The sequence below is a fragment of the Burkholderia sp. JKS000303 genome (assembly GCF_002563755.1).
Lineage (GTDB): Bacteria > Pseudomonadota > Gammaproteobacteria > Burkholderiales > Burkholderiaceae > Burkholderia > Burkholderia anthina_B.
In genome coordinates, this window is sequence record NZ_PDBZ01000001.1 from 4402330 (window position 1) to 4417262 (window position 14933).

Annotated in this window: 11 protein-coding genes and 1 pseudogene; 7 read left to right on the plus strand and 5 right to left on the minus strand. The window is 68.9% G+C overall.

Annotation, left to right across the window (positions count from 1 at the left end):
• Positions 1-185: 185 nt before the first annotated feature.
• The 3 genes from BX604_RS20595 to BX604_RS20605 form a co-directional block, all read right to left on the minus strand.
• Complete coding sequence (locus tag BX604_RS20595) at positions 186-2642, minus strand: cytochrome c (protein WP_098552426.1); 2457 nt, start codon at positions 2640-2642, stop codon at positions 186-188.
• Entirely contained in the window at positions 2632-3138 is a 507-nt protein-coding gene (locus BX604_RS20600) for a (2Fe-2S)-binding protein (RefSeq protein WP_098552427.1), read from the minus strand. The genes BX604_RS20595 and BX604_RS20600 overlap by 11 nt, the downstream gene beginning before the upstream one ends.
• Before the next feature lie 177 nt (positions 3139-3315).
• Positions 3316-4473 (minus strand): FAD-dependent monooxygenase, encoded by a 1158-nt coding sequence (locus tag BX604_RS20605; RefSeq protein WP_098552428.1) that lies wholly within the window; start codon positions 4471-4473, stop codon positions 3316-3318.
• Positions 4474-4771: 298 nt separating this feature from the next.
• On the opposite strand from BX604_RS20605, the gene BX604_RS20610 reads away from it, so the two are divergent.
• The 5 genes and pseudogenes from BX604_RS20610 to BX604_RS20630 all read left to right on the plus strand — a co-directional run bounded on the left by BX604_RS20610 (position 4772) and on the right by BX604_RS20630 (position 10607).
• Positions 4772-5524, plus strand: a complete 753-nt coding sequence (locus tag BX604_RS20610) for a maleate cis-trans isomerase family protein (protein ID WP_098552429.1) — start codon at positions 4772-4774, stop codon at positions 5522-5524.
• 34 nt (positions 5525-5558) lie between these two features.
• Positions 5559-6389 carry an alpha/beta fold hydrolase gene (locus tag BX604_RS20615; RefSeq protein ID WP_098552430.1) on the plus strand — a complete coding sequence of 277 codons (831 nt, stop codon included), beginning with the start codon at positions 5559-5561 and terminating at the stop codon, positions 6387-6389.
• 44 nt (positions 6390-6433) lie between these two features.
• The gene (locus tag BX604_RS20620) at positions 6434-7474 is read left to right on the plus strand and encodes a 2,5-dihydroxypyridine 5,6-dioxygenase (protein WP_098552431.1); all 1041 of its coding nucleotides are present in this window, start codon (positions 6434-6436) and stop codon (positions 7472-7474) included.
• 19 nt (positions 7475-7493) lie between these two features.
• Positions 7494-8141, plus strand: coding sequence for an isochorismatase family protein (locus BX604_RS20625; protein ID WP_098552432.1), 648 nt, complete (start codon positions 7494-7496; stop codon positions 8139-8141).
• 177 nt (positions 8142-8318) lie between these two features.
• A pseudogene (locus BX604_RS20630) lies at positions 8319-10607 on the plus strand (molybdopterin cofactor-binding domain-containing protein).
• A 36-nt stretch (positions 10608-10643) separates the two neighbouring features.
• On the opposite strand, the gene BX604_RS20635 reads toward BX604_RS20630, so the two are convergent.
• Entirely contained in the window at positions 10644-11090 is a 447-nt protein-coding gene (locus BX604_RS20635; protein WP_098552433.1) for a MarR family winged helix-turn-helix transcriptional regulator, read from the minus strand.
• 513 nt (positions 11091-11603) lie between these two features.
• Between BX604_RS20635 and BX604_RS20640 the strand changes: the two genes are divergently transcribed.
• A complete protein-coding gene (locus BX604_RS20640; protein WP_098552434.1) occupies positions 11604-12911 on the plus strand; it encodes an MFS transporter in 1308 nt (435 codons plus the stop codon).
• 449 nt (positions 12912-13360) lie between these two features.
• Entirely contained in the window at positions 13361-14125 is a 765-nt protein-coding gene (locus BX604_RS20645; protein ID WP_098552435.1) for a DUF4397 domain-containing protein, read from the plus strand.
• Positions 14126-14189: 64 nt separating this feature from the next.
• Here BX604_RS20645 and BX604_RS20650 read toward each other — a convergent pair whose 3' ends face one another.
• Positions 14190-14738 carry a DUF3005 domain-containing protein gene (locus BX604_RS20650; protein WP_098552436.1) on the minus strand — a complete coding sequence of 183 codons (549 nt, stop codon included), beginning with the start codon at positions 14736-14738 and terminating at the stop codon, positions 14190-14192.
• Positions 14739-14933: the final 195 nt, after the last annotated feature.

Genomic DNA, 14933 nt, shown 5'->3' on the forward strand with positions numbered 1-14933 from the left:
TCCGATCGCCGGAGATCATGCCCTTTTCGGTGAACACATTGTTTCGAATGGTTAAACGATGAACCCGCTTCGGCAAGATTTACGGCCTGCGCGGCGTGCCACGCGGCCCGGTGCGTCGCATTTCCCGGTTGCCGCGCGAGGTCGGGCCATCGTGGCCATCATGGCCGTCGAGGCCCGAGCCCGCGTCAGCGCGCGCCCTCGTGCCGGATCCTCGCCGAGGCTTCCTCCAGATTGCGCCACGCCGGTTGCCCCGGCGCGTAGCGCGCGCGAATGTACCCGGCAAGTTCGGCCATCTGCCGGTCGTCGAACGCGTCGCGAAAGCCCGGCATGTAGCCGAGCTGGGCGGTAGCCGGCTGGTCGATCCCGTTGTGCAGCACGCGCAGCAGGTTGTCGGGCGCGGCCTGGCTGACGCTCGTGTTGAGCCCCATCAACGGACGCACGCCGAGATGCCCGACGCCGCCCGATTCCGCGTGACAGACCGCGCACGCGGTCTCGAACGCGCGGCGGCCGCTTTCGAGGCCGAGCGTCGCGACGGCTTCCGTGCCGTGCGCGTGGCGAATCGCCGCATCCGCGGCCGTGGCGGCATCGACGGACGGCGACAGCGACGCCAGATAGTGCGAGATCGCCCGCACGTCGGATTCGGGCAGCGCCGCAAGCCCCGCGACGACGGGCGCCATCGGCCCCGCCGCGACGCCGTGCTGGGCGGAGAAGCCCGTGCGCAGATAGTCGAACAGCGCACCTTCGGTCCACGGCACCGGCGCGGCCGGCGACGCGACGAGCGGCGGCGCGATCCAGCCTTCCGCCTCGCCGCCCGCGAGATACGCGCGCCCGCCCTTCTCCGCGCCGAGCGCATTGCGCGGCGTGTGGCATGCGCCGCAATGGCCGGCCCCGTCGACCAGGTACTTGCCGCGATTCCACATCGCGGAGCGCGCCGGATCCGGCGCGAACGGCTGCGCGTCGCGAGCGTCGTGAAACAGCCAGTTCCATCCGGCAACGAGACGCCGCTGGTCGAGCGGGAACGGCAGCTTCGTCTTCGGCGGCGCATGCTTCACCGCCGGCTGCGACATCAGGTACGCATAGAGCGCGAGCAGGTCGGGCTCGCTCATCTTCGCGAACGCGGTGTACGGGAACGCCGGGTACAGATGCGTGCCGTCGCGGCCGATGCCGTCGCGCATCGCGCGCGCGAACGCCGGATACGACCATGCGCCGATGCCGGTTTCCGGATCGGGCGTGATGTTGGTCGTGTAGATCGTGCCGAACGGCGTGTCGAGCGCGAACCCGCCCGCATTGGTCGCGCCGCCGGGCGCGGTGTGACATACCGCGCAATCGCCGGCCAGCGCGATCAGGCGGCCGCGCTCGAGCGTCGCCGCACTCCACATCGCGCTGTCCGCGCCGCCAGGCGCGAGCGGAGCGATCGGTGCGGGGCCCGGCAGGATCGCGCAGGCGAGCCCGATCAGCCCGCCGACCATGCCGCCCGCACCGCCGCCGGCCAGCCAGCGGCGCCAGCGCGACGGCCGGCGCGGTGCGCCCGGCTGCCCTTCGGCGAGATCGGCCGGCACCGGCCGTGCCAGTGCCGCACGAATGCGCGCGGCGTCGAACGGCGGCGCGCGAAACCGCACGCCCGTCGCGTCGTACAGCGCGTTCGCGATCGCGGCGGCGGCCGGCGCGGCCGCCTGCTCGATCCGTTGCGCGTCGCGGGTCGACAACGGCTGCGCGCGATCGGCACCGGCGGCCGCCGGCTCGAACGCGACGAGCTCATGCGCGATCGCATCCGGCGGCATGCCGTTGCCGGTCTCGTCATGAGCAGGACGCGCGGACAACCGCGCGCCCATCACGCGCGAAATCGCCGCCTCGATCTGCCACGCGGGCAGGCCGGCCATCGCCGGCTGCCCCGGTTCGCCCGCGCCCTGCCCCGCCACCACCCGCCGCACCGCGACGTCGCCCGTCGCGCGATCGACGTCGAGATCGACGACCCAGGCGGACCAGTGCGGGTCGCTGTCGGACGCGGCATCGGCTTGAGGTTGATCGTCGTCGCGCGGCGCCGCGAGCGTGCCGGCGCCGTCGAATGCGAAGCCGCGGCCACTGACACGCGTATCCGGCTGCGCCTGCGCATCGGCTGCGGCCGGTTCGCCCCACGCGGCGCGTTCGCTGACCATCCGGATAATCTCGCGCGGCCCGGCATCGCGCGACGCATCGAGATGCTGCAGACGCAGCGCGACCGGATCGCGGCCCAGCGTACCGGCCAGCTCGTCGACGAAGGATTCGCGTGCGAATGCGTGTGCGTGGCCGGGAATCGCGCGCTCGGCGTCGCTCATTTCGATCGACGTTTGCGCGTGCCGGTAGACGAACGGCGACGACGGCACGGATGCCCCGCTGTCCGTCGCCGTGGGCGGCACCTCCGGCGTCGCGCCGGCTTGCGCGCGATACCGCCACGTCGTCATCCGTCCATCGGGCGCGGTCCGGGTTTCGACGTTGAACGATGCCTGCGCGTGCGCATCGCCGATCGGCCATTCGTAGCGCGCGCGATGCGTGCGCGCCGCATCGTCCCCGCACTGCACGGAATCGGCGACGACTTCACCGCGCTGCGCGTCCCCGGTTGTGTCGGGTTCGGCCCGCGCGGTCAAGCCGAGGTCATGCTTCATCGCCGTCGCCCCGCAGATAACGCGCGGCCCGATGCACCGCGCGGATGATCTCCAGATGCGTGCCGCAGCGGCACAGATTGAAGCGCAGCGCGGCGCGGATCGCCGCATCGTCCGGCGACGGATTGCGCTCGAGCAGCGCCGTCGTGCTCATGATCATCCCGTTCAGGCAATAGCCGCATTGCGCGGCCTGCTCGTCGATGAACGCGCGCTGGACCGGATGCGGCGCAGCGCGCGAGCCGAGCCCTTCGAGCGTCGTCACGTCGCGTCCGTTGGCCGCGGCGGCCGGCACGACGCACGAACGCGTCGGCTGCCCGTCGACGAGCACCGTGCACGCACCGCACTGTCCGAACCCGCAGCCGTATTTCGGGCCGTTGAGCGCGCAGTCGTTGCGCAGGACCAGCAGCAGCGGCGCATCGGGCGCGGCATCGTCGAAAGTGTGCGACGCGCCGTTCACGCGAAATGCGAGCGGCCGCGACGAAGAAGCGGGATGGGACATGAATGGATCCGGAAGGCAGCGTGCGCGCCGGGGCCGGGCCGGCGGCGGGCACGGGCCGCCGGCTCGCGACGTTCGGCGTCGCGCACACTGCTCACGTATAACACGCCGAAATGCGCGCGTACCGCCGCACCGATCCGCGATACGGCCGCGCGCTGCACGGCGCCGGGCTCGCGTGCGTCAGGCGACGGCCGCGACGCTGCTGCGCGACGGCGACTCCAGCGGCACGCCGAACACGTCGTAGCCGAACACCCACGCCGGATCCTCGTTGGTGCGCAGCCACGTGTTGTTGTGCGACACGAGCTGCACCTTCGACGCACGCGCCGCGCGATTCGCCTCGTACAACGCGAACGCACCCGCGTAATCGCCGATGCCGACCTCGTCGAGACAGCGCGCGAGCATCGCGGCATCCTCGATCGCCATCGCGGCGCCCTGCGCCATGTGCGGCTTCATCGGATGGCACGCGTCGCCGAGCAGCACGAGACGGCCGCGGCTCCACAGCGGCAGCGGGTCGCGCTCGAGCAGCGGCCACTTCGTGATCGACGGCGACACGTCGATCAGGTGCTGGATGTCCGCATGAAAACCCGCGAACGCTTCACGCATTTCATCGCGGCTGCTGTCGACCATCGACACGCCTTCCGGCCACTCGGCCTGCGGCACGCCGGTCACGTAGTAATACTCGTCGCGCTTCTCGGTCACGTAGTAGACCATCATGTGGCGATCCTCCGACCACCACTTCACGCACATGTCGTAGGGCTTGTTGCCGAGCAGCGACGCGGGGAACACCGCGCGATGCGCGACGTAGCCCGTATAGCGCGGCGGCTCCGCGCCGAGCAGGTGCTCGCGGATCCGCGAATTCACGCCGTCCGCGCCGATCACGATGTCGGCCGTATCGACGCTGCCGTCCGCGAACGTCAGGCGCACGTCGCTGCCGGTGTCCTCCACCGACGCAAGCCGCTTGCCGAAGCGGATCGTGCCGGGCGTCACCGCCTGCGTCATCAACGCATGGAAATCGCCGCGATGCACGGTCAGGTAGCTCGCGCCGTACGCCTTGCGCGCGTAGTCGCCGAGCGGAATCTGCGACAGCACGTCGGCCGTCTGCCAGTCGCGGCTGTACCAGAAATCCGGATGCGAACCCATCGTCTCCAACGCGTCCTCGCAGCCGATGCGCCGCATGATCTTCATCACGTTCGGGCCGAGATGGATCCCCGCGCCGAGGCGCGAGAACGCCGGCGCCTGCTCGTACAGCGCGACGTCGTAGCCGCCGCGCTGCAGCAGCGCTGCGGCGGCCGTGCCGCCGAGACCGGCGCCGATGATTGCGATACGGGGTTTGCTCATGCGGATCTCCTGATCGTGGGCCCGTCGCCGAACACGGTGCGAGAACGGGCGGATTGAATAGCGTTTATATAGCGTACACACTCAATTTATTCAGAACAAGCAGATTGTTGAGCATGATCGCGACATACGGGAAAACACTAATAAATCCATAGCATTCCGTACACATCAACGCTCTTCGCCGATCGACAATCATTTTGATCCATTGCCATTTTCAAATGTACACACTAGACTTTGCTCGAAATCAGGCGGTCCCGCACCTGCGGGCCGCCCCACCCTTACCGACACGGAGCCTCCCGTCATGAGCAAGACCTACCGCATCGGCCAGATCGTGCCGAGTTCCAACACGACGATGGAAACCGAGATTCCCGCGATGCTGCGGTTGCGCGAAACGATCCGGCCCGAGCGCTTCACGTATCACTCGAGCCGGATGCGGATGAAGAAGGTCGTCAAGGAAGAACTCGCGGCGATGGATGCCGAATCCGACCGCTGCGCGCTGGAGCTGAGCGACGCGCGCGTCGACGTGCTCGGCTACGCATGCCTCGTCGCGATCATGGCGATGGGCCACGGCTATCACCGCGTGTCGCAGAAGCGTCTGGGCGAGCGCACGCAGGAGAACGGCGGCGGCGCGCCCGTCATCACCAGCGCCGGCGCGCTCGTCGACGCACTGAAGGTGATCGGCGCGAAGCGCATCGTGGTGGTCGCGCCGTACATGTTGCCGCTGACCGAACTCGTGGTCGACTACATCCGCAACGAAGGCTACGACGTGATCGCGTACCGCGCGCTGGAAATCCCCGACAACCTCGACGTCGGCCGCCACGACCCGGCGCGCCTGCCCGACATCGTGAAGACGCTGCCGTATCAGGACGCCGATGCGATCGTGCTGTCCGCCTGCGTGCAGATGCCGTCGCTGCCGGCCGTCGCGCAGGTCGAGGCGATGACGGGCAAGCCGGTGATCACGGCCGCGATCGCGACCACCTACGCGATGCTGCGCGAACTCGATCTCGAACCGGTCGTGCCGGGCGCCGGCGCGCTGCTGTCCGGCGCGTACTGATTACGGGTTGCCGCCCTTTCGACGGAGTTTTTTCATGTCTTCAACTTTCCTGTACGGCGCGAATGTCCACGCCAACGGCATCCGCCAGCACTACCTGCGCTACGGCGGCACCGCCGGTGCGCGCGCGTCGCGTCCGGCGGTCGTGCTGATCCCCGGCATCACGAGCCCCGCGATCACGTGGGGCTTCGTCGGCGAGGTGTTCGGCGCGGCGTTCGACACCTATGTGCTCGACGTGCGCGGCCGCGGGCTGTCCGAAGCGTCGTCGACGCTCGACTACGGCCTCGACGCGCAGGCCGACGACATCGCGGCGCTCGTCGCCGCGCTCGGCCTGCCGCGCACGAGCCTCGTCGGTCATTCGATGGGTGCACGGATCGCCGCGCGCGCGGCGCGACGCACTATCCGCGGGCTCGAATCGGTCGTGCTCGTCGACCCGCCGGTGTCGGGCCCGAACCGCCGCGACTATCCGGGCAAGCTGCCGTGGTACATCGACTCGATGGCGCTCGCGCGCGCCGGCATCGACGCCGAAGGGATGCGCGCGTTCTGCCCGACCTGGACCGACGCCGAGCTGCAGTTGCGCGCCGAATGGCTGCACACCTGCGACGAGCGCGCGGTGCGCGCCACGTACGAGAGCTTCCATAACGACGATTTCCACGCGGATGCCGCACGGCTGGCCGTGCCGTCGCTGTTGATCACGGCCGAGCGCGGCGACGTGGTGCGCGACGACGACGTCGCGGAACTGCAGCGCGCCACGCCGTCGATGCAGCACGTCCGCGTGCCCGACGCGGGCCACATGATTCCGTGGGACAACGCGGCGGGCTTCTACGCCGCGTTCGGCGACTTCCTCGGCGCGCCGCTCGTGGCCTGAGCGCGTCGCCCACTCTTTCCTTCACGCCTTTACCGGAGCCGACGATGCCAGTCAGCGACACCCAACTGATCGACGCGTGGAAGCAGGTGCTCACGCTGTCGCGCCTCGAACCCGGCCAGACCGTCACGATCCTGACGAGCGCGGCCACCCATCCGCAAACGCTGTCGTGCGCGCTGATCGCGACGCAATCGATGGGCGCGATCGTCAATCGCCTCGACCTGCCGCCGGTGAACGGCGACAAAGCATTCAGCCGCGACCCGCTCGCCTACCTCGGCACGACGCCGCTGACCGGCAACCGCGCCGCGATCGCCGCGCTGCGCGAGAGCGACCTCGTGCTCGACCTGATGACGCTGCTGTTCTCGCCCGAGCAGCACGACATCCTGAAGTCCGGCACGAAGATCCTGCTCGCGGTCGAGCCGCCCGAAGTGCTGGTGCGGATGGTGCCCACGCTGGCCGATCGCACGCGCGTGCTCGGCGCCGCCAAAAAGATCGCCGCCGCGCGCGAAATGCGCGTGAGCTCCTCGGCCGGCACCGCGCTCGTGTGCCCGCTCGGCGAGTTCCCGCCCACCGCCGAATACGGCTTCGTCGACGCGCCGGGCCGCTGGGACCACTGGCCGAGCGGCTTCGCGCTGACCTACCCGAACGACCGCACCGCGCGCGGCACGATCGTGATCGATCGCGGCGACATCCTGCTGCCGCAGAAGCACTACGTGAGCGAGCCGATCACGCTGACCGTCGAAGGCGGCTACGCGACGCGCATCGAAGGCGGCGTCGACGCCGACCTGCTGCGCGACTACATGGAAACCTTCGCCGACCCGGAAGGCTATGCGATCTCGCACATCGGCTGGGGGCTGCAGCCGCGCGCGCGCTGGTCGACGCTCGGCCTGTACGACCGCGAAGCGACGATCGGAATGGATGCACGCGCCTTCGAAGGCAACTTCCTGTTCTCGCTCGGGCCGAACAACGAAGGCGGCGGCAACCGCACCACCACCTGTCACATCGACATCCCGCTGCGCCGCTGCACGGTCGAGCTCGACGGCGACACCGTCGTGCGCGAAGGCCGCGTGATCGATCAACCTGCCTGACCGACGAGTACCCGACACCATGACCGATCTTTCCCATCACGCCGAAGCGGGCGTCTATCGCCAGCAGGGTTTCGGCACGCCGCTGCCGCCTCACGGCAACATCGGACTGCTGATCGTCGACTTCGTGGTCGGCTTCGCCGATCCCGCGACGTTCGGCGGCGGCAACATCGCGCCGGCGATCGCGCGCACGACGAAAGCCCTCGCACTCGCGCGCGAACGCGGCTGGCCCGTCGCGCACAGCCGCATCGTGTACGCGGACGACGGCAGCGACGACAACGTGTTCTCGCTGAAGGTGCCCGGCATGGCGACGCTGACCGAGCATCATCCGAACAGCGCGATCGTGCCCGAGCTCACGCCTGCCGCCGGCGAACTCGTCGTGCGCAAGACCGTGCCGTCGGCGTTCTTCGGCACGCAACTCGCGCCGTGGCTCGCGCAGCGCGCGGTGCAGACGCTGCTCGTCGCGGGTGCGGTGACGAGCGGCTGCGTGCGCGCGAGCGTGGTCGACGCAATGTCGCACGGGTTCCGTCCGCTGGTGCTCGCCGATTGCGTCGGCGATCGCGCGATCGCGCCGCACGACGCGAACCTGTTCGACATGCAGCAGAAATACGCGGCCGTGATGCCGCTCGACGATGCGATCGCGGCGATCAATGCCGTGCACGCGCGTTGACCCGTCGCCTTCAACCGTCGCGCAGCGCGGGCGCCAACCGTACCGGTTCGCCCGCGCGCGATTGACGCTGCGGTTTTGGCGACCTAGATTGAACGCGTGCGCAGCCGGCGGCGCACGCGCACCCGATCCGCCGCGACCGGCCGCCGGCCGCGCCCTCCCCGACAGGACTCTTCATCCGTGAATCGCTCCGAACTGCTTGCGCGCGACGGCTGCCTGACCGTGATCCGCCCGCCCGCGCCGCCCGTGAAGCCGGCGCCCGGCCAGCCGGGCAGCCTGTCGTCGTACGTACCGGCGCTGCCCGAAGTGTTCGTCGCGATCCTCGACGACGGACGCATCCTCGCATTCAACGGCCACGTCGACCTCGGCACCGGCATCCGCACGTCGCTCGCGCAGATCGTCGCCGAGGAACTCGACGTGCCGGCCGCGCGCGTGACGATGGTGCTCGGCGACACGGCCGCGACGCCGAACCAGGGCCCGACCATCGCAAGCGCGACGATCCAGATTTCCGCGACGCCGCTGCGCTGTGCGGCCGCGCAGGCGCGACATGCGCTGCTGGCGCTGGCCGCCGAGCGCTTCGGCATCGACGCCGCGCAACTCGTCACCGAAGGCGGGACGATCTCGGTTCCCGCCGACGGACGCACCGCGACATTCGCCGCGCTCGTCGCCACGCGCCGCATCGCGCTGACGCTCGACCTGAATGCGCGGACGAAGGATCCCGCGCACTACCGGATCGTCGGCAAATCGTCGCCGCGCGTGGACGTGCCCGCGAAGGCCACCGGCCAGCTCACGTTCGTGCACGACATGCGCGTGCCGGGCATGCTGCACGGCCGCGTGGTACGGCCGCCGTATGCGGGCCACGACAGCGGCGCGTTCGTCGGCACGTCGCTCGTCGACGTCGATCGCGCGTCGGTCGCCGACGTTCCGGGGCTGGTGGCCGTCGTCGCGATCGGCGACTTCGTCGGCGTCGTTGCCGAACGCGAGGAACACGCGATTCGCGCGGCGCGTCAGTTGCGCGTCACGTGGCGACCGCACCCCGCGCTGCCGTCGCTCGACGCGCCGGCCGCCACGATCGCCGCCGCGCCCGCGCAACGTCGCGTCTTGCTGGACGAAGGCAACGTCGATGCGGCGCGCACGCAACCCGACTCGATCACGCTGTCGCGCACCTACGCATGGCCGTTCCAGATGCACGGCTCGATCGGCCCGTCGTGCGCGCTCGCCGACTACCGCGCGCCGGGCGACGGCCGGATCACCGTATAGTCCGGCACGCAGAACCCGGTGTCGCTGCGCTACGACCTCGCAACGCTCGTGACGCGCGACGAAGCGGATTTCGACATCGTGCGGATGGAAGCGGCCGGCTGCTATGGCCGCAACGGCGCGGACGACGTATGCGGCGACGCGCTGCTGCTGTCGCGTGCGGTCGGCCGGCCGGTGCGCGTGCAACTGTCGCGTGCGGACGAACATCTGTGGGAACCAAAGGGTGCCGGCCAACTGATGCAGGTGACGGGCACCGTGACGCGCGACGGCCACCTGCTCGGCTACGACTTCACGACCCGCTATCCGTCGAACGACGCACCGCTGCTCGCGACGCTGCTGACCGGTGCGATCGCACCCGAGCCGCGCGTGTTCGAGATGGGCGACCGGACCGCCGTGTCGCCTTATGCAAGCCCGAATCGCCGCTTCGTCTGCGAGGATCTCGCGCCGCTCGTGCGCGCGTCGTGGCTGCGCGGCGTATCGGCGCTGCCGAACTCGTTCGCGCACGACGCGTTCGTCGACGAATGCGCGGCGCTGGCCGGCATCGACCCGCTCGCGTTCCGGATTCGCCATCTGCAGGACACGCGTGCGATCGAATTGCTGCGGGCCGTGGCCGATCGCGCGGGCTGGACGCCGCGCGCGGCTCGCGACAAGGAACGCGATGAACGTGATGCCGCGCGCGTCGTGCGCGGTCGCGGAATCGCATACGCACGCTACGTGCACAGCCGCTTCCCCGGCTTCGGCGCCGCGTGGTCCGCATGGATCGTCGACCTGAGCGTCGATCGCGTGTCGGGCGAGATCCGGATCGAGCGCGTGACGGTCGGCCAGGACACCGGCACGATGATCAACCCGGACGGCGTGCGCCATCAGATCCACGGCAACGTGATCCAGGTATTGAGCCGCACGCTGAAGGAGCGCGTACGGTTTGCAGACGGCAAGGTCGCGTCGCGCGAATGGGCGAGCTATCCGATCCTGACGTTCGACGAAGTGCCGGACGTCGATGTCGTGCTGATGCCCAGACAAGGCGAGCCGCCGCTCGGCGCGGGCGAATCGGCATCGGTGCCGGGGCCGGCCGCCGTCGCGAATGCGCTGTTCGATGCGACCGGCGTGCGCTTCTACGCGCCGCCGTTCACGCCCGAAACCGTGCGGGCCGCGTTACGCGAAGCCGGCCGGCTTCTGGGCGCCGATACGCCTGCCGTCGCCGGCGCCGTATAGCGCCGGGTTGCGTCGATCGCCGGACGGCGCCGCGCATCACGCGTCGCCGTCGGCCTCCATCATCTTGCGCAGCAGGTATTGCAGCGCGACGCGTTCGCCCGGATTGAGCGGGCCGTACGTGCGCTCCGTCACCTGCCGCGCGAACGGTACCGTGCGGTCGATCAGCGCGTGGCCCGCCGCGGTCGCGCGCACGATCAGCTTGCGGCCGTCGTTCGGATCGGGCAGCACTTCGATCAGCGCGCGTGTCTTCAAGCGGTCGACCACGCCGCGGATCGTCGCCTGGTCGATCGCGGTCGCCTTGACGATGTCGTTCAGCGAACACGCCTGCTTTTCCTTGACCGCACAGAGTGCGACGAACTGGGCGGCCGTCAGGTCCGAATCGGGGATCGCCTCCTGAAAGATCGAAACGTGGCGCTGATATGCGCGGCGCAGCAAGTGGCCGACCTGGTCGTGAAAGTCGTAGGAATCCCTGGAAGACGCCATGAAAGTGAAGGCCCGCGCGGCACGAATAGGAAAGGTAAGGAGTGTACACCCTCAAATCGTCGCAATCGACGGTGCGTGCGCCGCTTCGTTGCGGTGCATCAGGGTTCGTCACACCGCTCCCGCACCGAGCCCGAAGATTCGCTGACCGTTACCTTTCATGCCCGGAACACGCCCACCCGTCGCACGCTGGATCGCACGTCTTCGGGCTGTCGGAGCACTTGCGCGCACACGCTGCACTTTTGAGCGTATACGCACTAATTTTTCGCATGCCACGATGTTTTATCCAATCACTTGAATGTGCACGCAGATTCGCCGCAATCCGCGAAAAATACGCGACTTCCTTCACTTGTCAGTCGATCATGGCGCATCCATTTTCATGCCTGTGCGATTCCGTATTTTCTAGTGTGTACGCTATGTAATTGGCGTGCTATACAGACTCCAGCGCGCGGCGAGATGCTCGCTCGCGTCGATCGGCCACTCACTCATCCGTCACACTTGAACAGGGGCAGTCCCATGTCTACCGCACACCCGAGCGCCGCCGTCTCCGCCGACGACGCGCAGCACGGCACGCTCTACCGCAAAGTCACGCTACGCCTGATCACCCTCTTCTGCCTGTGCTACTTCGCGGCCTACCTCGACCGCATCAACATCGGCCTCGCGAAGCTGCAGATGCTCGATGCGCTGAAGTTCAGCGATACCGTGTACGGGCTCGGCGCCGGCCTGTTCTTCGGCGGCTACATCCTGTTCGAAGTCCCGAGCAACCTGGTGCTGCAACGGGTCGGCGCGAAGCTGTGGATCGCGCGGATCATGATCACGTGGGGCCTGCTGTCGGGCGCGACGATGTTCGTGCACACGCCGATGCAGTTCTACATCGTCCGCTTCCTGCTCGGTGCGGCCGAAGCGGGCTTCCTGCCCGGCGTGCTGCTGTACCTGACGCAGTGGTATCCCGACGCGCGCCGCGCGCGGATCGTCGCGCTGTTCATGGTCGGCCTGCCGCTGTCGAGCATGATCGGCAGCCCGATCTCCGGCTGGATCATGCGCGCGTTCGACGGCACGCACGGGCTCGGCGGCTGGCAGTGGCTGTTCCTGCTCGAGGCGTTGCCGTCGATCCTGCTCGGCTTCGCCGTGCTGCGCTGGCTGCCCAACAGCATCGAGACCGCGCGCTGGCTCGACGACGACGAGAAGCGTGCCCTGCGCGAGAACCTCGATGCCGATCCGGCCGGCAACAAGAGCCACGCGCTCGGCCGCGCGTTCTCCGATCCGAAGGTCTGGGCGCTCGGCCTCATTGATCTGTGCGTGCTGCTGGGGCTGTATGCGGTGAGCTTCTGGCTGCCGACGATCCTGCGCGATACCGGCGTGAAGGACGCGTATCACATCGGCTGGCTGATGGTGATCCCGAACGCCGCGGCCGTGCTCGCGACGCTGTACTGCGGCGCCAGCTCCGACCGCGCGCGCGAACGCCGCTGGCATATCGTCGTGCCGTTCCTGGTGTCGGCCGTCGCGCTCGCGCTTGCGGCCACGTCGACGCACGGCACGCTCACGACCGTGCTGCTGTTCTCGCTGATCAACGCGGGCGTCGCCGCCGCGATGCCGGTGGTCTGGGCGCTGCCGTCCACGTTCCTGAAGGGCTCGGCCGCCGCCGGCGGGATCGCGTTCGCGTGCTCGATCGCGAACCTCGGCGGATTCGGCAGCACCTATTTCATCGGCTGGCTGCGCGACACGTTCCATTCGCAAAGCGCGGGGCTGTACGGCTTCGCCGCCTGCATGCTGGTCGGTTGCGCACTCGCGCTCGCGTATCCGGCAAAGCTCGTGAATCGCTGATGGTTTCGACGCGCGGCGACGCCACGTCGTCTCGCGGTCCTGCCGTTCGCCACAGGTGCGCGTCATGTCGATGCGCACGCAACGACTGCCGAACGCGCATCGTCGCCTTCCACCTCTCGCCGCCACCGCGCCGGTTTGCGCAACGCACACCGATCGGCGTTTGAAACGCCTTTGCCGCGAACGTCGCGCGCGGACACACCACCGCACTACTTTTTTACAAACGCATTGCCCGCCACGCACGATCGCGCGCGGCCTGCAGCGTCCCACCGCCCGCACACGCCGCCACACGGCCGCCCGCGCGCTTCACGCCATGCAGGCACATCGCTTGCGGCATCCTCGCGCCCGTCATCCGGCGGACAGCATTCATCCTTCAACGGCGCTGCGCACCGCGCGATCCTTCGCGCGGCGACCCAGCATCGCAAGCAGGCTCCCCTGAACGAGAGGACGACATGAAATCCATACGAACGATCGCGGCGCTGTGCTCGGTCATTTCCGTGCTCACGGCATGCGGCGGCGACGGCAACGACGTCGGCACCGAGCTCGGGATCTCGAAGCCGCAGGCCCGCTTCATCAATGCGGTGCCGGCCGGCCCGAACCTCGACTACTACCTGAATGCGAAGGTCGACGCATCCGGCGTCGCATACAAGGGCGTCACGCGTTATCACGACGTCGATTCGGGCACGCAGAACGCCAGCTACGACGTATCGGGAACGACCACGACAATCGCATCGCAATCGTTCAGTGCAGCGAACGGCCACCACTACACCACGATCGCGCTGCCGAGCACCTCGTCGCCGATCTCGGTGATCGACGATCCGTACGACAAGGGCCTGCTGTCCAGCAAGGCGCGCGTACGCGCCTTCAACGCATCGCCGAACGCGCAGAACGTCGACGTGTACGTCGTGCCGCCGGGCACCGACATCACGACGCAAAGCCCGACGCTGTCCGGCGCCGCCTATCAGAACGCGTCGCCGGCATCCGGTCAGGACTCCGTTTACCTGAACGGCGGCAACTACCAGGTGATCGTCACCACCGCCGGCAGCAAATCGCCGATCCTGACGACCGCACCAGTGGCCATCAACAACAACGCCGACTGGTTGCTCCTGACGATTCCGTCCGGCGGCATCGGCGACGTGACGCCGAACGACGTCCACGTGCTCGTCGCGCAAGGCAACGACGCCGACACCTCCGCGCAGGAACTCGGCCCGCAATAAGCGGCGCCGCGCGCTCGACGCCCTGCCGGCCGGCGGGGCGTCGCACCGTCACGTCATCGGCCCGTCAGTCGCCGCGCTCGAGGCGGATCACATGCTCGGCGCGCGTCCCGTCGCCATGCTCGATATCGACGTCGCCGACATGATTCACGCGCCAGCCGGGCCGCGTCGCGATCTGCGGCAGGTTGCCGGACGGCCGGCTCTCGATACCGCCGAGCCCTTCGTCCGGCGTGTCGACCGCATCGTCGGTCGACGCGTTCGAATAGATCACGTTGTCGTGCCATTCGGTCGCGCCGGTGCGCGCTTCCATGCCCTTGCCGTCGACGTCGACCGTGTTGTCCGTCATCGCCATGTTTGCGTTGTCGAGCGTCACGATCCGGCCCGCGGCGCGGCGCACCGGATCGCCGCTGTCGACCGCATGCGCATCGACGTCGATCGGCGGCAGGCCGGTCGGATGCTTCGCGGCGATCGACTCGGGCGACTGCGGCCGCCGGCGGGCCTCGGCGGCCTGCGTCGCGGCATCCGGCATGTCGCCGGCCGCCGGCGTCTTCACGGGGCTTCGCTCGATCTGTTCCCGCTGCTGTTTCGGGGTTGGATTCGATTCCGCGTTCTGCATCGCACCTCCTGTTCCGGACGGCGCGCGCCGGCGTGCTGCACGGCGCCGGTCCGGGAATCGCTACAACGGTCCTTGCAAATCTTTCACGCACGGCCCGGCGCGCACGTGCGCCACGGGACGCACGTGCCGCGCCGGCACGACATCATGACGACAGGCAGGCGGCCGCAGCGCACACGGCGCGCCGCCTGCGCTCGC

What these genes read in the sequence shown, in the direction of transcription:
- BX604_RS20625 (WP_098552432.1), top strand. Translation starts at nt 7,494, where the DNA reads ATGACCGATCTTTCCCATCACGCCGAAGCGGGCGTCTATCGCCAGCAG.
- BX604_RS20595 (WP_098552426.1), bottom strand. Translation starts at nt 2,642, where the DNA reads ATGAAGCATGACCTCGGCTTGACCGCGCGGGCCGAACCCGACACAACC.
- BX604_RS20650 (WP_098552436.1), bottom strand. Translation starts at nt 14,738, where the DNA reads ATGCAGAACGCGGAATCGAATCCAACCCCGAAACAGCAGCGGGAACAG.
- BX604_RS20640 (WP_098552434.1), top strand. Translation starts at nt 11,604, where the DNA reads ATGTCTACCGCACACCCGAGCGCCGCCGTCTCCGCCGACGACGCGCAG.
- BX604_RS20615 (WP_098552430.1), top strand. Translation starts at nt 5,559, where the DNA reads ATGTCTTCAACTTTCCTGTACGGCGCGAATGTCCACGCCAACGGCATC.
- BX604_RS20605 (WP_098552428.1), bottom strand. Translation starts at nt 4,473, where the DNA reads ATGAGCAAACCCCGTATCGCAATCATCGGCGCCGGTCTCGGCGGCACG.
- BX604_RS20620 (WP_098552431.1), top strand. Translation starts at nt 6,434, where the DNA reads ATGCCAGTCAGCGACACCCAACTGATCGACGCGTGGAAGCAGGTGCTC.
- BX604_RS20600 (WP_098552427.1), bottom strand. Translation starts at nt 3,138, where the DNA reads ATGTCCCATCCCGCTTCTTCGTCGCGGCCGCTCGCATTTCGCGTGAAC.
- BX604_RS20610 (WP_098552429.1), top strand. Translation starts at nt 4,772, where the DNA reads ATGAGCAAGACCTACCGCATCGGCCAGATCGTGCCGAGTTCCAACACG.
- BX604_RS20645 (WP_098552435.1), top strand. Translation starts at nt 13,361, where the DNA reads ATGAAATCCATACGAACGATCGCGGCGCTGTGCTCGGTCATTTCCGTG.
- BX604_RS20635 (WP_098552433.1), bottom strand. Translation starts at nt 11,090, where the DNA reads ATGGCGTCTTCCAGGGATTCCTACGACTTTCACGACCAGGTCGGCCAC.